The sequence below is a fragment of the Bilophila wadsworthia ATCC 49260 genome, from assembly GCF_000701705.1.
Lineage (GTDB): Bacteria > Desulfobacterota > Desulfovibrionia > Desulfovibrionales > Desulfovibrionaceae > Bilophila > Bilophila wadsworthia.
This window is the reverse complement of the sequence record NZ_JNJP01000008.1, coordinates 18,995-38,371: the sequence shown is the minus strand read 5'-3', so window position 1 is coordinate 38,371 and position 19,377 is coordinate 18,995. Positions and strand designations below refer to the sequence as shown.

At 64.3% G+C, this 19,377-nt stretch carries 13 protein-coding genes; 10 read left to right on the top strand and 3 right to left on the bottom strand.

Annotation, left to right across the window (positions count from 1 at the left end):
- Window positions 1-65: 65 nt before the first annotated feature.
- Window positions 66-806, bottom strand: coding sequence for an HAD-IB family phosphatase (locus T370_RS0105350; RefSeq protein WP_029435008.1), 741 nt, complete (start codon window positions 804-806; stop codon window positions 66-68).
- Window positions 807-1,099: 293 nt separating this feature from the next.
- Between T370_RS0105350 and T370_RS0105345 the strand changes: the two genes are divergently transcribed.
- The 7 genes from T370_RS0105345 to T370_RS0105310 all read left to right on the top strand — a co-directional run bounded on the left by T370_RS0105345 (window position 1,100) and on the right by T370_RS0105310 (window position 10,916).
- Window positions 1,100-2,806, top strand: a complete 1,707-nt coding sequence (locus T370_RS0105345; protein ID WP_029435007.1) for a sensor histidine kinase — start codon at window positions 1,100-1,102, stop codon at window positions 2,804-2,806.
- A 154-nt stretch (window positions 2,807-2,960) separates the two neighbouring features.
- Window positions 2,961-4,349 (top strand): sigma-54-dependent transcriptional regulator, encoded by a 1,389-nt coding sequence (locus tag T370_RS0105340; RefSeq protein ID WP_034505820.1) that lies wholly within the window; start codon window positions 2,961-2,963, stop codon window positions 4,347-4,349.
- Entirely contained in the window at window positions 4,346-5,320 is a 975-nt protein-coding gene (locus tag T370_RS0105335; RefSeq protein WP_029435005.1) for a MipA/OmpV family protein, read from the top strand. The genes T370_RS0105340 and T370_RS0105335 overlap by 4 nt, the downstream gene beginning before the upstream one ends.
- Before the next feature lie 236 nt (window positions 5,321-5,556).
- Entirely contained in the window at window positions 5,557-5,862 is a 306-nt protein-coding gene (locus T370_RS0105330; RefSeq protein ID WP_029435004.1) for a helix-turn-helix domain-containing protein, read from the top strand.
- Window positions 5,852-7,027 (top strand): type II toxin-antitoxin system HipA family toxin, encoded by a 1,176-nt coding sequence (locus tag T370_RS0105325; RefSeq protein ID WP_029435003.1) that lies wholly within the window; start codon window positions 5,852-5,854, stop codon window positions 7,025-7,027. Before T370_RS0105330 ends, T370_RS0105325 begins: the two co-directional genes overlap by 11 nt.
- 595 nt (window positions 7,028-7,622) lie before the next feature.
- A complete protein-coding gene (locus tag T370_RS0105315; protein ID WP_029435001.1) occupies window positions 7,623-8,228 on the top strand; it encodes a hypothetical protein in 606 nt (201 codons plus the stop codon).
- A gap of 15 nt (window positions 8,229-8,243) precedes the next feature.
- Entirely contained in the window at window positions 8,244-10,916 is a 2,673-nt protein-coding gene (locus tag T370_RS0105310; RefSeq protein WP_029435000.1) for a hypothetical protein, read from the top strand.
- A gap of 775 nt (window positions 10,917-11,691) precedes the next feature.
- Here T370_RS0105310 and T370_RS0105305 read toward each other — a convergent pair.
- Both T370_RS0105305 and ahpC read right to left on the bottom strand, forming a co-directional pair.
- Entirely contained in the window at window positions 11,692-13,365 is a 1,674-nt protein-coding gene (locus T370_RS0105305; protein ID WP_005030062.1) for an FAD-dependent oxidoreductase, read from the bottom strand.
- Window positions 13,365-13,928 carry an alkyl hydroperoxide reductase subunit C gene (gene ahpC / locus T370_RS0105300; protein WP_029434999.1) on the bottom strand — a complete coding sequence of 188 codons (564 nt, stop codon included), beginning with the start codon at window positions 13,926-13,928 and terminating at the stop codon, window positions 13,365-13,367. The genes T370_RS0105305 and ahpC overlap by 1 nt, the downstream gene beginning before the upstream one ends.
- Window positions 13,929-14,564: 636 nt before the next feature.
- On the opposite strand from ahpC, the gene T370_RS0105295 reads away from it, so the two are divergent.
- The 3 genes from T370_RS0105295 to T370_RS0105285 all read left to right on the top strand — a co-directional run bounded on the left by T370_RS0105295 (window position 14,565) and on the right by T370_RS0105285 (window position 18,618).
- Window positions 14,565-16,313: a TraB/GumN family protein gene (locus tag T370_RS0105295; RefSeq protein WP_029434998.1), complete on the top strand. Its 1,749-nt coding sequence runs from the start codon at window positions 14,565-14,567 to the stop codon at window positions 16,311-16,313.
- Between the two features lie 316 nt (window positions 16,314-16,629).
- Complete coding sequence (locus T370_RS0105290; protein WP_029434997.1) at window positions 16,630-17,520, top strand: GNAT family protein; 891 nt, start codon at window positions 16,630-16,632, stop codon at window positions 17,518-17,520.
- A 9-nt stretch (window positions 17,521-17,529) separates the two neighbouring features.
- Window positions 17,530-18,618, top strand: coding sequence for a radical SAM/SPASM domain-containing protein (locus T370_RS0105285; RefSeq protein WP_029434996.1), 1,089 nt, complete (start codon window positions 17,530-17,532; stop codon window positions 18,616-18,618).
- Window positions 18,619-19,377: the final 759 nt, after the last annotated feature.

The following is a 19,377-nucleotide window of genomic DNA, read 5'->3' as shown; positions in this document are numbered from 1 at the left end:
GAGGGATGCAGGTTCAAACAATCCCCTTCGAAATGGGATTTGTTCCAAAGGCAAAGCTCTCCGCCCTAGGCAGCCGGAGCCGCGGCGGGCGCGGCGATGGGCTTCGGCAGGGGTGCGCCGAACGCCTCAAGGATGTCGAAGAAATCAAGATAGGTGAAATACGGATACCCTTCGGCGGCACAGCGGCGGTGCAGGGCCTTGCCCTGCCGGGCCAGCGTGAACGAGGCCGAGCGCGCCAGACAGCAGTCGGAAAGCCCGTCTCCGATGAGCAGGGTCTTGCCGTCCCCCGAGACGGCCTCGGCAACGCCGCACTTGCACACCCCGGAAGCGCAGCCCTCGCGTCCGTAGGGGAATTCGAGGCGGTAGGCCCCTTCCCTGTAGACCATGCGGTTGGCGACCACGGGGACATGGCGCAGGCCGTGCCTGTTCAAGATGCGCTTGATGGGGTAGTCCATGCCGTCGCTCACGATGCCGAGGGGGATGCCTTTCGAGCGGCTGTACCGCACGAACTCCACGAACCCGCCGGTGACGGGGACCGTGTCCAGAAAGGCGTCCAGCCGCTCCAGCGGAGCCTCGATGAGCGGGATCTGCCGCTCCATGCACTGGCGGGCCGAGATGGCACCCCGCACCCATTCGTCCTCGATGGTTTTCCAGGCTGGCCGGGCGAACCGTTCGAGGATCGCGTCGGTCACGTCGAACGGCGTGACGGTGCCGTCGAAATCGCAGATGACGGAATACGGCCCCGCCGCGAAATCGGGCAACTGGAACACGTCTTGCTTCTCCGTGAAGGGGTGATCGGTATGCATGTGGAAACTCCGGGCTGTTTCCCCAAAATAAGCAAACAGCGTGCCACGGCGCCGGAAATCCGGGGAATGCCATTGCTTCCCCTATGATTGCAAAAAAAGGCGCGAGGCGGCGAAAACCGCGGGGATCGAGAGGAAGCAACATAAAATGAAGGAAACGAGCTACAAAAAATGGAGCTTGCTACAGGAAATGGTGTTAGACCCCGCCCAGCGGCTGCGCTATGCTGGGCCACACAACATGCGGTAGTCTCCGTCCCCCGGTTATCCTTAATAATATACGCTGTTCAGGGCGGGTTATGAAGTATTTTCGCGGATTGAAGATATCGCTCGTCGCCAAGCTGGTGCTGGCCTTCGTCCTGGTGGCGGTCATACCCATGCTGGTGGCGAGCAAGATCACCACGGAGCTCATCGCCGATGTGGTGAACAGGAACATCGAGCGCTGGCTCGGGGAAGCCACGACCTACATGCGCCACAGCGTCGAGGAAACGCACGAGCGCCTCAAGGCCGTGAGCCGCCTCCTCGATACCCGCTTCGACGGCAAGACGACCCTCAACAAAAGGGAAGCCGCGGCCCTTTCCTTTATGGATATCGACGCGCTGTGGCTCCGGGACGCGGAGGGGGGGCTGCTCTACGCCACCCTGCCCGAAGGCCGGATCGCGGAGCCGCTGTATCCCGGCGCCCTGTTCAGCTGGGTCCTCATGGCCGACGGTACGCGGCGGGTCGCCGTCACGAGCGAACGGGCATTCACGGCGGACGACGGCAAGGTCCGTACCCTCCAGCTTGCCAGCTGGTTCAGCATCGACTACTCGGACAGCAGCGCCAGCGGCCCGGTGATCCTGCGTATCTTCCTGCCGGAGGGCGGCACATTCCGGCAGGTCTATTCTTCGGCCTCGGACAAGCGTTTCCACATCCCGCGCAGCGCCTTGGAAGAGATCGGGAAAGGGGCCTCAACCGTCTTCATCCCCGAACCCGACTGGACCGACGACACCCCCGGCGCGCATTCCCTGATCGCCGTGGCGCGCGGCGAAAACGGCGAGGTCCAGGCGCTGTTCGTCACCTCCGCCCTCCTGCTCCCCTTCCGGGGCTGGCTGGCGAGCCCGGTGCTGTTCTGGGGCTTTTTCATCTTCGGGACCCTGCTCTCGGCGGGGATCGGGTACGTGCTGGCCCGCAGGCTGATAAGCCCCCTCCGCCAGCTCAACGAGGGCGCGCGCGACATCGCCGCCGGAAAGCTCGACTGCCAGCTTCCCGTCCGGGGGAACGACGAGATCGCCGAGCTGACCGCCGGTTTCAACGTCATGGCGCGGCAGCTGGAAATCATGCGGCACGAGAGCATCAAGTCCGCCCGGCAGGAGCGTTCGCGTATGCTCGGCGAAATAGCCCTCGGCTTCGCCCACGAGATCCGCAACCCCCTCGTGGTCATCAAGACCTCCGCCGAAGTGGTGCTCGCGTCCCTCGCCGTCAAGTCGCGGGAAGTCCGGCTGCTCGGCTTCGTGGTTGAAGAAGTGGCCCGCATCAACAACCTGATTTCCGAGTTCCTGGCCTTCGCCAAGCCCTCGCCGCTGAAACTCGAATATTTCCCGCTGTCCCCGCTGATACAGGAAATCGCGGAACTGAGCTCCGCCGAAATGGACAAGCGCGGCATCCGGTACAGCTTCTCCAACGAGGCGGAGGACGACCGGGTCCTCGGCGAGCGGAGCCAGATCCGGCAGGTCCTGCTCAACCTCGGGCTGAACGCGATGGACGCCATGCCGCAAGGGGGCACCCTCTCCGTGCGCCTGTACGCGGAAGGCGGGCAGATCCGCATCGAACTCAAGGACACGGGCTGCGGCATCCCCCCGAATCTGCTGTCCACAATCCATATGCCCTTCATCTCGACCAAAAAGAACGGGCTTGGCCTCGGCCTGTCAAAAGCCTATGCCATTATTGAAGAACACGGCGGCAGCATCTCCTGCTCAAGCACGGTCGGGGAAGGGACCGTATTTACCGTGTGCCTGAACAGGTAAGGCGGCTTCCTTTTGAAAGCATACGGTTTCAGGGGAAGGGAGGGGTTCCGTTCCGGCGGGGTTGAGGAGGGAGGAGCTTTTCCGGGAAAGGCGCTTCCCCCCAACACCCCAATATCATTTCACAAGCAATGCTGTCCCAGCAAACGGCGGAATCATGTATACAATCCTCATCGTCGACGACGAAGCGAACCTTTTGGAAGTGCTGGCCGTAGCCCTCGAAAACATGGGCTACGGCACGGTCACGGCGGAAACGGCCGAGGAAGCGCTGGCCGTACTCGAAGAACGGGAAGTGCACCTCGTCCTGAGCGATCTCCGGCTTCCGGGGCTGAGCGGGCGCGAGCTGATGGAAAAGGTCAAGGCCGCCAACCCGGATCTGCCCGTGGTGATCATGACCGCCTACGCCTCGCTCAAGGAGGCTGTGGAGATCATCAAGGAAGGGGCGTTCGACTACACGGTGAAGCCGTTCGAGCTCGACGCCCTCGAAGCCACCATCGCCAGCGCGCTGCGGTATTACGCGCTCGGGCGGGACAACCGGGATTTGCGCGAACAGCTCCAGACCGCCTCGGCCGGGCAATTCGTCGGGCAAAGCCCGGCCTACCTCGCCCTGCTGCGCAACGTCAGGGAAGTCTCGGCGAGCAGCGCCAACGTGCTCATCACCGGCGAATCCGGCACCGGCAAGGAAGTCGTGGCCAAGGCCATCCACTACGGCGGCCCGAGGGCCAAAGCCCCCCTCGTGACCATCAACTGCGCCGCCATCCCCGAACAGCTCCTCGAAAGCGAGCTGTTCGGCCACGCCAGAGGCGCGTTCACGGGCGCCACCAGCAACCGCAAGGGGCGCTTCGCACAGGCCGACGGCGGCACGCTGTTCCTCGACGAAATCGGGGACATGCCGCTGGCGCTCCAGGCGAAGATCCTGCGCTGCATCCAGGAGAAGGCCATTGAGCCCGTCGGCTCCAACACCACGCAAAAGGTCGACGTGCGCATCATCGCCGCGACCAACCAAAACCTCCTCGAAGCCATTGAAAAAGGGAAGTTCCGCCGCGATCTGTATTACCGGCTCAACGTCTACCCGATCATCATGCCGTCGCTCAGGGAACGCAAGGAAGACATCCCCCTCCTCGCCGAGCACTTCGCCCTCCGCGCCGCCGGGGAGATGGGCAAAGTCCCGGTGACGTTCACGGAGGCGGCCCTTGAGATCCTCAAGAACCATACGTGGCCGGGCAACATCCGCGAACTGGAGAACTGCATCGAGCGGCTCACGATCATCGCCTCCGGCACCGCCATCACCCCGGAACGGCTGGCCTCCTGCGCCGTGCCCGGCGGCGGGGACGCAAGCCGCCCCTCCGCGCCCGGCTCCGCCTTCCCGCTCGATCTCGATCGGCAGCTCGCGGAAACGGAACGCGACCTCATCCTGAGGGCGCTCGAAGAAACCGGGGGCGTGCAAGTCAAGGCGGCGGAACTGCTTAACATTTCAGAGCGGAGCATGTGGCACCGCATCAAAAAGCTCGGCATCAACATCATCAATAAAAAGGAAATGATATGACGCCCTTTCCGAACGGAACCGGCCCCGCCAACGCGGACACGGGCCCACCCGCTCCCCATGCCGCCGCTGGTACCGGGGGCACCAGCGCCATCGGCGGCGCACACGGGCGGCCATGCCTTTCCGGGGCGGCCTTCCGCCGTTTCACCCTGCCCGCCCTGCTGGGCCTGCTCCTGCTCGCCGCGCCTCTCCACGCCGCGTACGGGACGGAATCCGGCACCCCACCCTCCGGAGACATGGAATGGAAAGGCGAAGCGTCCACCCCCTCCAAGCGCTGCCCAACCCTCCCCTTCGACGGGGAACTCACCCTCGGCGCGGGCGGCAGCGTGAGCAGCTCCCCCTACAAGGGCTACGGCCCGGACTGGCTGCCGTTCCCCATGATCACCTATGAGGGGGAACGGTTCTTCATCCGGGGGTATACGGCGGGCGTCAAGATCATCAACCTGCCCTACTTGGAGCTTTCCGCCTTCGCCGGATACGACAGCACCTCTTTCGAGGCTTCCGAATCCTCCAACCGGCGGCTGCGCAGGCTTGAGGACCGTTCCCCGTCCGCCCAGGCCGGGATGGAACTGCGCCTGTTCTCGCCTTACGGCATGTTCCATGCCAGCGGGGCCGGGGACGTACTCAGCCGCAGCAACGGCTTCAACGGCGACATCGGCTTCATCCAGTCCATAGAATTCGGGCCGCTGGAACTGCTCCCCGCCGTCGGCGCCTACTGGAGCGACGCCCGCTACAACAGCTATTACTACGGCGTGACCCGGAAGGAAGCCCGCAAGAGCGGCCTCGGCGCCTATGCGCCGGGCTCGGGCTTTGCCCCGTATGTAAGCTTCGCCATCGACTACAGCCTCACGGAGCAGTGGGAACTGTTCTGCCAGGGGGAGGTGACGTTCCTGAGCGGCGCGGTCAAAGACAGCCCCATGGTCGGGGAAACGCACACGCAAAGCCTCACCCTTGGCCTGACCTACACGTTCTGACCGGGCGCGGAGGCGGGGAACCATACGCGAGGGAAAGATGCTTCTCCTGTTCCTCACGTTCAGGCTGTTTTTCAGGGGGCTGGGCAAGCTTGTCCAGCCCGGCGCGCTGCCGGGCCCCCGGATGCTTCTCTTTCTCGCCGTCTCCGCACCGTTTGCGGCGCTGCGGAATCCGCGAAAGGCTTTGACAACCATCTATAAAAGAACGATACTCTCCAATAAACGGAGTTTACCGCTCTATGTTGAACGATTATCTGAAAAGCCCGCGCGACGTGCGGCTCGAGCTGGCGGGACGGGCCAAGGCCGAACGGCTGCGCCAGAACCTCACGCAGGAAGCCTTGGCCCATGCCGCCGGGATCAGCCTGTCCACGCTCCGGCGCTTTGAAAAGACCGGGGACATCGCGCTGGCCTCGTTCGTGGAAATCGCGTTCGCCCTGCGCCGCATGGACGGGTTCGACGCCCTGTTCCCCGAACCCCCGGTGCACAGCCTGTTTGAAGCCGCGCCCCGCGAACGCAAGCGCGCGAGGAGGCCCGATGCGTCTTGAAGTATATCTGAATGCCCGGGGCGAAAGGCGGTTCGTGGGCTTATTGGATGAGCGCGGCGGGGACATCCTGTTCGAGTACGACAAGCGCTTCCTCGATTCGGGCATTGAACTCTCGCCTTTCCTGCTTCCCCTGCGGCCCGGGGTGGCGTCCGATCCGAAACGGACGTTCGACGGGCTGTTCGGCGTCTTCAACGACAGCCTGCCCGACGGCTGGGGGCTGCTCCTGCTGGACCGCCTGCTGCGGCGCAGCGGCCTGCCGCTGGAACGGATCACGCCCCTGTCCCGGCTCTCGCTGGTGGGGAGCGGCGGCATGGGCGCGCTGGAATATGAGCCCGTGACCCCGGACCCCGACCCGCTGCCCGAACGCATCGATCTGGACGGCGTGGCCGAAGAGGCGTGGCGCACCCTCAATGAGGACCCGCTGCCCGTGGAGACGCTGCGCACGCTCATGGCCCTGAACGGCTCCTCCTGCGGGGCGCGGCCCAAGATCATGGTCCGGGTGTCCGGCGACAGGCGGCTCATCGTGCCCGACGCCGTCGCCGAGCCCGGCTGCGATCCGTGGCTGATCAAGTTCCCGGCGCGCCATGACGATCCCGCCATCGGCAGGATGGAATACGCCTGTTCCCTCGCCGCGAAGCGGGCGGGGATCGAGATGCCGGAGACAGCCCTCTTCCCCGGCAGGGACGGGGCCGCCTACTTCGGCGTCCGGCGCTTCGACCGCGAGGACGGCGGCAAGGTGCATGTGCATACCGCCTGCGGGCTGCTGCACGCCTCGCACCGGTACGCCTCCCTCGACTACGAAAACCTGTTCCGGCTGGGAAAATCCCTCACCCGCAATCCCGAGGACGTGGAAAAGCTGGTCCGGCTCATGGCGTTCAACGTCCGGCTCGGCAATCAGGACGACCATTCCAAGAACTTCTCCTTCCTCCTCGATGCGAAAGGCCGCTGGCGGCTGGCCCCGGCCTATGACCTCACCCCCTCGCGGGGCGTGGGGGGGGAACAGACCTGCATGGTCAACGGCAAGGGGCGGGACATCACGGACAAGGACATGATCGCCGCGGCCTCGGTCGTGGACGTGCCCGCCCGCACGGTAAAGGCCATCCTCGAGCAGGTCGGCGAGGCCGTAGCCGCGCTCCCGGCCATCCTCGCGGAGGTTTCCGGCTGACGGAACCTCGCCTTCCGCATTCCCGGACATCGGCCTCTCCGCCGATCCGATCAAGAGGCCCATGCCGCGCCCGCGGGCGGCTTCCCGGATACCGCCCCGCTTCCACGCGCCGGGAAACGCCCCATAATGCCCCATATTCCCTCGCGTTATGCTACCAGCCGCCTCAACACGCCGGGGCTCCCGTGGAAGAGGCCGCGAGCCCGGCGGCATTGGGCGGAGCGTACCCGGGGCACACGGGAAAAACGTTGGCACCGCCTCTATCGATGGAGGCGATCTCCAGCCCATGCGCGGCCCCGCCCCGGATGGCCCGGCGCAGGCCATCCCCGCCCGGAAGCGCGCGGCCTCCCGTCCGGATGCTTCCCCGCATCCCGCGGAAAAGCGGGAACGGCAGGCACGGCCCTCATCGTCCGGGGAACCGCCTTTTCCGCATCCGGAGAAGGTGTTGCGGGAACAGCTTCGGCTGGTTATGACTTCTCTGAGCACGGATTTTGCTTGAGCCTTTTGCATGAAGCGCCCGCACGGAAATCCCGGCAACGTCGTTGGCAGGCCCGTGCGGCATGTTCCGCCGTTTTGCGGCATGACAAGGAGTCGGACAATGGACGCTACCATACAGGGATTGCGGCTGCCGGAAGGGTTCGCGGGGATGCTTGAAGACAACGGCCTGCCGTTGCCTCCCCTGCCTCTGGAGGCCATCAACGAACTGGAACAGACCGACGAATGGTTTTTCGCCACGGACGGGCGCGAGCCGCTCTCCGGGCTTGCCGGGCTTTACCTTGAGGATCTGGACGCCGTCTTCGACAGCCCCGAAGCGCCGCAAGGCCTCAGGGAAGGCCCCGTCCGCTATCTTGGCTGCGGGCTCCTCGGCGGGGGGCTCCAGAGTTGGCAGTTCCGCTATCTGCTGGATGCGGGCCGCCTGCGCCTCGGGCTGTCGCTTCCGTGGGGGGGCGCATGGAACGATCCCGAAACGGAACGCCTGTCCCTTGAGGCGGCTTGCAGCTTTATCGAGGCCTGCCAAGCCTGCCTGCCCCAATCGGGCGTGCTGAACGTCGTCCTCGACGCCGAGCGCTGCGCATGGCGTCTGGACACCCCGGAAGGCGACGTGCAGCAACAGGGCGAAGGCCTGTATGCCCTGCTGGATCTGATGCAGGGGCTCGATTCCGGGCTTGTCGGCATGTCCAACGTCAACTGGATGCGCGTCTAGCGCACGGAGGCCACCATGAGCTCCACGATTTTCTCCGCGACGTCCGGGACTTCCATCAGCGTCGATCCCCATGCGGACGTCGAAGGCGCCGGGCAGCAAAACCCCGCAGTTCCCCACGACGCCCAGAACGGGGCGCCGGCCCCCGGAAACCCGCCCAATGAGGATCTCCTCCAGGCCGAGGCGCGGCTGCGCCAGATGCTGGACACCGCCCTTGACCGTTCCGGCGGGCTGCGGGGCATCGGCGGGGATCTGTACGACGCCATCAAAACCGAAATCCCCCGACCCAAAGTCTTCCACGGCGGCTTCCGCATCCACTCCGCCATGCTGAAGGCCGCCAACGCCTGCGACGTGGCGGCGGCGAACCTGCGCCGCATCCCCATCGCGGACTTCCACGCCAATCCGCTTCCCGATGCCGCCTTCGCGGCGCTGGAAGCGTTCGTCGGCGCGCAGAACGAGCTCTACACCCAGATCGGCGCATTCCAGAAGGCCAGCGGCGTCAGCGCCGCCCTGCTCGATTCGCTGGCGCAGGCCACCCAGTTCCGGGCTTCCGAGGCGCTGAATTTCGCCGCCACCATGCAACTCGCGGCGATGCCCGCCGAACGGCGGCAGCAGATAGCCCCCGGTGTCGCGGATCCGCAGGCTCCCACGGCGGGGAAAGCCATGCAGGACATGGCGCACTTCATGCACGGCAGCGGTGACGTCGCCGGGGCATTCAGGGCCGACGCGGCGCGGCTTTTCGGGAGCATCGACGCGCTGGAAGGCCGCAAGGGGCAGATGCCGCTGGCCGAATTCCGGGATACGGCCACCCGGTTGCGCGCCGATCTCGAAGCCCTGCGCGGCCGCATCGACGGGGCGATACACCCCAACGCCGATCCCGGGGGCGGCCCCGTCCTCATCCCCGACCGCACCCTGTTCGCCCCCGCCGAGGCCATGCTCGCCCGTTCCGCCGAGCGGCTGGACGCCCTTGCCTCCGCCGATCCCAGAGCGGGCGTCAAATCCGCCGTGCGCGCGATCCTGCCGCCCGTGGACCAGTCCCTGTTTCCCTCGGCCTCGGCCCTGCCCGGCGGCCTCGGCACGCCGCTCGCCACGGGGCTCGCCCGCTACAACGCCAAGGTCAGCGAGATCATGACCCGCCTCGATGCCGGGGCGCTCTCGCCCGAGCGGCTGGCCCACGAAATGGAAGACGCCGTGCGCATCCTGCGGGCCCCGGAGACTCGCCGGGCCTGCGGCACGCTCCTGACCATGATGGCAATCGCGGAGCACCCTACCATCGGCGCAAAGGAAATCGGCGGCTACTATCAGCATTTCTGCGGCGAACGCATCCCGCGCGGCATGGCGGACCTGTTGCGCCGGAGCGTGGGGCAAAACGGCTTCGTGCTCGTGCCGTCCGAGATGAAAAGGCTCGCGGCCCAGATCGAAAACACGCCCCTGCTCACGCGCGATGGGATCCTCGTTTCCGAGTTTCAGGAGGCCGCCGGGATGCTGCGCTCGACCGGGGCCAACCCGCAGGCGCGGGGCGAATACATCCAGGCCGCGCTGGATCACCATGTGGACATGAATACCATCCTCGAAGCCTCCCTGCGCGGCATCATGGCCGACCAGCTTGAACTCCGGGCGGGCGACGCCATCCTGACCGACACCCGCAAGCTCGGGCAGGGCGCGGCCAATACCGTGCATCTGTGCACGTACCGGGGCAGAGACGGCGAAGACATGAAGCTTGTGTTCAAGCCCGAGGTGGGCGCGCGGCGCGGCCTCGACCATCTGTGCGCGTCCGGCCTCGGCTACCGCAACGGGGCGCGCGTCATGCAGCTCAACGTGGCGGCCTCCCGCGTGGCGGACGCCATCGGCTGCGGCGGAACCATCGCCCGCTCAAGCATCGGCAGCCATGACGGGCAGCTCGGCCTGTTCATGGAGGCCGCCCCCGGCAAGACCTTCTTCGATATCGCCAGAGGCAAGCCCGTCTGCCGGATGCCTGACGGCAAGGAACTCAATTTCCCCGAAACCTGCCGCTTCCTGCGCTCCAACGGGAAACTCGACGCCATGCGCGCCAACCTGATGCGCGAACTGTCCAAAATGGAATGGGCCGATGTCCTTTCCGGGCAGGTGGACCGCCACGGCGACAACTACCTCATCGACATCAATCCGCAAACCGGAGCCGTAAAGATCACGGGCATCGACAACGACGCCAGCTTCGGGACCCGCAAGGCGGGCATGACCGTCGTTGACCTGAGCCGCCCCACCCCGCGCCAGCAGGATTTCCTGAGCAAACTGCGCAGAGAGGGGTACACGATACCGCCGGACGGGCGCATCGACCTTTCGAAGCTCCCCGACAGGCTGCTGAGCGAGACGCGGCAGCAGTTCGGTTTCAACCAGCTGTTCCGGCCCGTGTTCATCGACCGCGATACCTTCGACAAGCTCACAGCCATCCGGGAAGACGACTACCGGGCCATGCTCGCCCCCTGCATGGACAACGAAGCCGTGGATGCCGCGGTATCCCGGCTCAAGGACGCTCAGCGCCACGCCGCCCGGCTCGAAAGGGAGCACCGCGTCGTGGAGGACTGGGCCGCCCCGGGCATCAAGGAAACGTATGCCCGGCATAAGGTCGGCGCAAAGGGTTCATTCGGGGAGCGCATCCAGAACGGTTTCTTCACCCGGGACTTTCTGACGAAGTTCAGCGCCATCCTCTGATCCGAGGGTGCCGCGAAACGCCTCCGGACGCCGCATTTCCTTGGGGATGCGGCGTCTTTTTTTACGGTGCCGCATCCTCCAGGCATGAAAGGGAACGGGAGATATCCCAGATACCGGAGGGAGCCCGATCCGCTTCCTCCGGCGTTTGAAGGAAATGGCAGGCCCGGCTGTACAGGGAATCATACCGTACCCCTCCCTTATTGAGCGTCCATTTTGTATGTCCATTATATAAGTATAACATGAGCGTCCGATCAAGAAGGACAATATGAGCGTCCATTTTGAAAGCCTGTCTTTAAGCAGGTGAGAACGGATATTTTGAGTGTCCATTTTATGCGTCCATAAAGACAGGAAACTGTGAATGTCCACAGATACTTTACAGTACCTATCTTATTGCAAAAACGGAAGAATAAAATTGACATAATAAAAAGATTATGCGCTACTATATTTCTGCGGATAATGCGCGCTCCCACCAGCGCACTTCTCCAATGCACAAAAAGGCCGCAGCGATTCGCTGCGGCCAAGGCTTGCCGGAAAATCTCCGCACAAACGCTTTAAGGAAATCCCTCGGCTTTTGCCCTCTGAAAGGTATCCATTCCAAAGGCGATCCCCGTGCCGTGAAAGCACAGGGCTTCGCAATACGCGCAGCCTTGGAAAGAGAAGGAAGGAAGGAAGGAAGGAAGGCCGCACTGACTGTTTTTGGGAAAGGGAAACCTTCTTCAGAAAAAGCCCCCTTCCCCAGCGTTACCCCTCCCCTTTCAAGGCCCGTCCATGAAAATCAACCAGTCTGCCCGGCCTCCGGTTCTGCCAGCAATTCCAACAACTGGCCGAGCGTCTTCTTGCCGAACGCCACTTTCGCCTTGTTGATGATGAGGCAAGGCACGCTCATGATCTTGTACCGTTCCCGCAGTTCCGGGAAGTGGTTCACGTCGTAGACCTTGGCGGTCACCAGCGGATTGGAGGCGGCGATCTTCTGCGCGGCTATGACCAGTTCCGGGCACATGGTGCAGGACAGGGCAACCACGATTTGCAGATCCAGCGGCCTGTCGATGGCGGCGATGGCCTCGGCAAGGGCGGGATCGATGCTCTGCCCGGGGCCCGCCGCGTTGTACAGGCCCACGACGAACGAATTGAACTCATGCCCGCCGGGGACGCCGTGGAAGGCAATGCCGGTATCGGTCCCGTCCGCCCGCAAAACCCGCACGCAGGGGCGTTCCGGCCCGTCAGACGGCGGCGTCCACTCCACGGTCAGCTTATCCGTCAAAGCCGCAAGCTCCATGAGCATCCGGCGCAGATCTTCCGAAACCGGGCGGCTGTCCGGTTCCGCCTTCAGGATGAGCGGGCGTTCCATGCGGGCGAAGACTCCCGCAAGCTGTTCCCGCTGCTCCGCCGTGAGGAACCCGCCTTCTGTCTCGCGGGCATTTCCGGAAGGGGCTGAGGCTTTCGAGGCTCCGGAAGACGCCGGGGCGGTTGCCGGGCGCTGCGGGCGCAAACCCGTCTTGCGCTGCATGTCCGCCGCATAGCGCTCGATGGAGGTAGCGGCAACGGCCCCGTCGGAAACGGCGGTGACCACCTGACGCAGCCGCTTGTCGCACACGTCCCCGGCGGCGTAGACGCCTTCCGTCCTCGTCCGTTGTTCCCTATCGGTAACGATGTTCCCCTGCCCGGTCAGCTCCGCAAGGCCTTCGGCCAGCCGCGACGCGGGCTCGTACCCCGCGAAGACGAATACCCCGAAGGTCTCGCCCTCGGGCGGCGCATACGTCTCCAGCCGCCCGGTCACGGTGTCGCGGAACACGGCGCGGCGCAGGGCCGTGTCGCCTTCCACCGCTTCCAGAACTGTATTGAAGCGCACCCGGACGGATTCGTGGGCGAGCACCTGCTCGGCGATGCTTTCGGCGCAGGACAGCGTGCTCCGGCGCACGAGCATGGTCACGGAACGGGCGTACCGGGTGAGGAACATGGCTTCCTCGGCGGCGGCGAATCCGCCGCCCACCACAAAGACATCCCTGTCCGTGAAGAACCCGCCGTCGCACGTGGCGCAGTAGGCCACGCCCCGGCCCCGGAACGTTTCCTCGCCCTCAAAACCCACCTTGCGGGGATGGGCCCCGGTGGCGAGCAGTACGGCGAAGCACCGGAAAGCCCCCCGGCTCGTACGCACGATGCGGAAATCCCCGTCCACGTCGATCCCTTGCGCTTCGGCCAGCAGGAACTCCGCGCCGAAATGCAGGGCCTGACGGCGCATGGTTTCGGTGAGCGAATGGCCTTCGGTCTTTTCCACGCCGGGATAATTCACCACTTCGGCGGTGATCGTTATCTGCCCACCGAAGGTGTCCTTTTCCACGACAAGCACCCTGTACCGGGCGCGGGCAAGGTAGAGGGCGGCGGCCAGCCCGGCCGGGCCGCCCCCCACCACCACCGCGTCGTACAGGTCGGCGGCCCGACCGGCGTCCATTACAGCAGGCCCACGAGGTCGAGGCTGGGCTTCAGGGTTTCCGCGCCGGGACGCCACTTGGCAGGGCACACCTGATCGTCGTGCGAGGCCACGAACTGGGAAGCCTGCACCCGGCGGAACAGTTCGTCCGCGTTGCGGCCCACGTTCCCGGCGATGACTTCATAAGCCACGATCCGCCCTTCGGGGTTGACGATGAAACTGCCCCGCTCGGCCATGCCTTCCGATTCGATCATCACGTCGAAATCCCGGGCCAGCTCGCCGGTGGGATCGGCGAGCATGGGGTACTTGATTTTCTGTATGGTCTTCGAGGCATCGTGCCACGCCTTGTGGACGAAATGGCTGTCGCACGAAACCGAATAGATCTCGCATCCGATGGATTTGAAATCTTCATATTTTTCAGCGAGATCCTCAAGCTCCGTGGGGCACACGAACGTAAAGTCCGCCGGATAGAAGAAAAACACGGACCACTTCCCGAGGATATCGGCCTTGGTCACGGTCTTGAAGGCGTTGTCCTGAAAAGCCTGAACGCTGAATTCGCTTACTTCCTTATTGATCAGGGACATAACTATCTCCTTTGGTTTTCGTTGGTGTGTCCGCACGGCATGCCGCCGCGCTTCATTAATTGAATACGAAATTCATTACCATTTAGGACTCCCTTGTCAAGGCTGCGGGAACATGATTTTCCTGAGCGCGCCCGCCCCGGCACGTATCCCCCGCATAGCCCTTCACGCCCACGTACCGCTTTTACCCGCAAGGATACATTACTTTTTCTGTTCCATCCCCACCCGTGCCGCACTCTCATCACGGCATGGGGCATTGCCGTGAGCTTCGCCCGTCCACGCGGCGGCATGAAAAAACCTCGATATGAGCCTGTCCGGTTTTAGTCTTCGCCCCGCCTGCATGGGGCATCTGCTGCACTCCCGGGGCGATTATCAGCAAAGCCCCCGCACCACGCGCCGCTGCATTCCTCACGGCATTACTGGTATCTCTTCCTCAACTTCGCCCCACACGCACTGCGGCATTCCTGAAAGGGATCGGTGCCCCCCCGCTCCATACCCCGGCCCGGTGACCAACGCGGCCCTCCCCGCCCGGCGGATCGCCCCGCATCCCATACGCCGAAGCGCCTTCCGGCCCTCGACAGGTCCGCAGGAAATCTGGTATCCGGTAAGGGACCGTTTCCGCAAAACCGGGAGGACGCCATGCCCGATCTTGCCTCAGTCCTTGAACAGGCCCGCGTGCCCGAGCATTCCGCGCCGTTCATGCAGGCCATGTCGCAAGGGACGGCCTTTCTGGAGGGGGAGTACCTCTTTCTGACGGCTGACGATTGGCTCATGGCCATCGGGTACCCGCTGTCCGGCGAGTATGCCCACGACTCCTTTGAGCGGGCGCTCGCGGCGGCCCTGCGGCGTGTCCCCAAGCGGCTCGAAGGCGTGGACTGCTGGGCCATCGGCCCGGACCTGCCCGCCCGCCTCGCGGGGCACGTCACGGACAGGGACACGTTCTACATCCTGCCGTGCGACGCGCCCGTGCCCGCCCGCCTGCGCCGCCCGGTGGAAATCGCCGCTGAAAAGCTGACCGTGCGCGAGGGCCGCGACTTCACCCCGGCGCACCGCCGCCTGTGGGCCGAGTTCATGAACCGGGCCGTCCTGCCGCCCAACGTGCGCGGGCTGTTCGCCCGCACCGGGGCCGTGCTGGATACGCCGGGGCTGCGCCTGCTCGACGCCGTGGACGCCGAGGGCAACCTCGCGGCGAGCCTCCTCCTCGACGACGCGCCCCGCCGCTTTTGCAGCTACCTCATCGGCGCGCACTCCCGCACGCACTACACGCCCCACGCGGCGGACCTGCTTTTCGCGCACATGCTCCGCTCCGCTAGGGAAGCGGACAAGGAATACGTCCACCTCGGCCTCGGCGTGAACGACGGCATCCGGCGCTTCAAGACCAAGTGGGGAGGCCGCCCCGCCCTGCCCTACGTCATGGCGAGCTGGCGGGAAACGCCCTGCGAGACGGGCAGCGAAACCATAAGCAGCCTCGTCCGCATCCTCCTCGAATCGCCGTCGGATCTCTCCAAGCGCCAGATTTTCGACTCGCTGCCCCAGCAGCGGCCCTTCGCCATGCTCTGGGAACTGACGAAAAACGGCAGGACCTCATGGATAGGCGGCACGGCGCACTTTTTCTGCTATTCGTTCGAGGCGGCTTTCCGCAATCTGTTCGAGCGGGTGGACACCGTACTGTTCGAGGGCCCGCTCGACGCGGACTCGCTGGACGAGGTGGCCCGCATCGGCAAGACGCCCGACGGCAGGCACCCGCCCCTGATCGATCTGCTTGAGGAGCCGGAAATCAGGCTGCTCGAACGGGTCGTGCAGGGCCCCACCGGAAAGCTCGCCCGCTTCTTCAACGCGGCGAACCCCAACCCCGCCGACGTGCGGGGGCTGCTCGCAACCACCCGGCACTGGTATGCATTCTTCTCGCTGTGGACGGCGTATCTCGAACGGCAGGGCTGGAACCAGTCCGTGGATCTCTGCGCGTGGCACACCGCGCTCGAAATGGGCAAATCCGTCATCGGCATGGAAAGCCTTGAAGAACAGGTGGCGTCCCTGGAGTCCGTTCCCCTCGGACGGGTGACCGCCTTCTTCAGAGGCTGCCGCTCATGGAAGGGCTACGCCCGGCGCAACATCCATTCGTACCTCGACGGGGATCTTGAGGGGATGCTCGGCACGAGCACCGAATTCCCCTCGCGCACGGAACAGATCATCGACGGCAGGAACCAGCGTTTCCGCGAGCGTATGCGCCCGTTCCTCGAAGAAGGCCGCGCGGCGGTTTTCGTGGGGTCGGCCCACATGCTGCAACTGCGGGATATGCTCGCCGAAGACGGCTTCACGGTCCGGCAGGCGTACCCCACGTGGCGGCACAGGCTCCGCGCCGCGATCAGGGGCAGGAATGGCGGTTAGCCGGGGAAATCCGGGGTTCGGCCACGGGCCCCGCCGGAGAAATTCCCCCCGGACCCCCTCGAAATGGGGGAACGCCATTTTCCGCCATTTGGTGAAATCGAGCCCTCGGAATGGGTAAAGGGGCTGAAAAAGGGCTCCCGCAGGCCACAGTCTTTGAAGAAGATCGGGGTCGTGAATGAAATCGGTTCCCTCCGCAGGGGGGATAGTCATAAAAAGTTTTTCGTCCCGGCGGAGTGCAATAACGCCGGCGGGCCCTGCCTGTTTCCCCATCAACCTTTTCCCTGAGCGCGCGGCGCGCGGGTTCCCGGAGAATGCCATGCCACCATCACGTTGGGCGTCGTTTGCCGCCGAGGCAGCCGTGCCCGAGCAGCTTGTCCCATACGTGCGCGCCGTTTCCGATCTCGAGCCGCTGGAATGCGGGGGCTTCCTCGCGTGGCGCAGCGGCCCGGCGCTGGTGCTTGTCGGGCATGACGCCGGGTTGAAGCAAGGCGGGGCGGAACAGGAGCGCAGCCGCCCGGAAGCGGTCCGCCTCGACGCGGCGGTGGGTGAAGCCTCCTCCCTGCGCGGCATCGAGTCCCTGACCGTCCTCGCACCCTTCCGGCCCGATGCCGCCCCGGAATGGGCCGTTTCCACCAAACCCGACGCCTATTGGGGCATCCCCCTCCCCACGGATGCGGCGGACATGGCCTATGGCCAAAAGCTCCGCAACCAGCTCCGGCGCGCCCGCCGGGACATTCTCATTGCGCGGGAGGGCTGGAAACCGGATCATGCCGAACTGGTGGAACAGTATATCCGTTCGCGGCCCTTCGCGCCGGGGACGCGGCATCTTTTCCGGCACATCGGCCCGTATGTGGAGGCCGTGCCCGACGCCCTGCTGTTCGCGGCGCGGGACTGTGAAGGCGCGTTGCAGGGCTTCGCCGTGGGCGATTACACGGCGCTCGGAACCGTTTTTTACCTGTTCGCCTTCCGCTCCCCGGAAAGCCCGCCCGGCACGACGGACGCCCTTTTGGACGCCCTCGCCGCAGAAGGCATCCGGCGCGGGCATACGCTCCTGAACCTTGGCCTCGGCATCAATCCGGGCATCGTGTTCTTCAAACGCAAGTGGAACGCGACGATCCTCCGGCCCCACGTGGAAACGTCATGGGCGGTGCAACGGCCCCAGGAAGCCGGCCTGCTCGGGTCCCTGAAAAAACTGTTCGGCATGTAGGAGAACCCCATGGCAAAAGACGGCGGCGCGGCCGATCCGCTGCGCAACCCCCGTTTTCAGGAACCTTCGGTTTGGCAGCTGTTCCGGGAAAGCCTGTTCGGCAAACCCCGCCTGCTCGACTGCATACAGGTGGAAGTCACCTCCGTTTGCCCGGGGCGCTGCGTCTATTGCCCGCATACCACGCAGGCCGGATACTGGCGCTCGCGGCACATGGAAGCCGCGACTTTCGCCCGCCTGTGGCCGCTCATGCAGGAGAGCGGGCGCGTGCACCTGCAAGGCTGGGGCGAACCGTTCCTGCACCCGCGGTTCATGGATTTCGCGGCGCTGGCGCGCAAGGCGGGCTGCCGGGTCTCCACAACCACCTGCGGGCTGCGCATGGACGAAACGCTTGCCGGGCAAATCGTGGAGAGCGGCATCGACATTGTGGCCTTTTCCCTCGTGGGCACCGACGAGGCCAGCAATGCCCCGCGCGCGGGCGTGCCGTTCAGCCGCGTCCGTGAGGCCGTGCGCACGCTCCAGCGCGTCCGCAAAGCCAAAATGGGCGTGCATCTTGAGCTGCATTTCGCCTACCTCATGCTCGCCTCGCAGATGGAAGCCGTGGAAGGCCTGCCCGATCTTATGGACGAACTGGACGTACACGCGGCGGTGATCAGCACGCTGGACTACATCGCGGCGCCGGGGCTGGAGGCGGAAGCCTTTTCCCCGCACGAGGCCGGGAAACTGGACGCCGCCCGGGACATACTCGAACGCGTCGCCGAAGAAACCGCCAAACGCGGGCGCGGCCTCTACTACAGCCTGCCCTCCCCTCGGCCCGATGACGGCTGCGGCCTGTTCCCCTGCCGGGAAAACGCAGCCCGGACGCTCTACGTGGACGCGGAAGGGCGCATGTCCCCCTGCATCTACCTGAACCTTCCGGTGGATGCGCCCGCCTCTTCGCCCGAGGCCGTGAACCGCCGCGTGTTCGGGTCCGCCGTAGAGGAAGACCCCCTCGGCATCTGGCAAAGCGGCCCTTTCCGCATGTTCCGCGATGCGCTGCAAAGCCCGCTTCCGGATATCCCCTGCCGCACCTGCCCCAAACGTTTCGAAACGGGGAACTGACGCCTACCCCCTCCCGGTAAAACGATGCCCCGGAAACTTTAAATTCCGGGGTTCTTCTTTTGGGCTTTCAGGCGGGTAACGCACGTCCATGACATCGTGGAGACAGGCCATAGTTTCGCTTAAATTCGGGCCCCCGATTTTTTATTGAACGCCCTACCCTACCGCAATCCGTATGAGCCATAGGCAGGAAGAAGGCTCGATAGCGCGTCCCCCCTATTGATAGTGAGGACCCCGTAAAAGATCGGGAAGGGCTTGAAGGAATGTTTCCTTCACACAGCGTCGCATAGAAACAACGTGCTTTGGGAAACCCTTTTGGGGATGTGTTTACTTGAAATAGGGAACAGCTTGAAGCGTTTTTTCCTGCTTTGAAATCAAGAACAGAAAGATCTGACTTTTTCTTTCTTTCTATCATGTGGGGTAAAACGGAAAAAAGGCCGTCCAATATGGACGCGCAGAATATCCGTCCATTTCGTCCTCTCTTGTATGTATATATTGTTTTTATTATCTATTTTTGAATAGGGACATTTCTTTTCGTCATAAATATGATTGTCCGCGAAGAGCGGCCATTCTGTCCTTGCATGTTGGACAGGCATACTGTCCCGGGACACGCTGGGCGTCCAGACTGCAAGGACAGCGTGTCCTGACATGCTATCCCCGCTCATTGGACTTCCAAAATGTCCCTACTTCCCGGCGATCTGCATGTCCTTTCAGTGTGTCCGATCTGAATATCCTCACAAAAAGGACATACGTTTTGTCCGA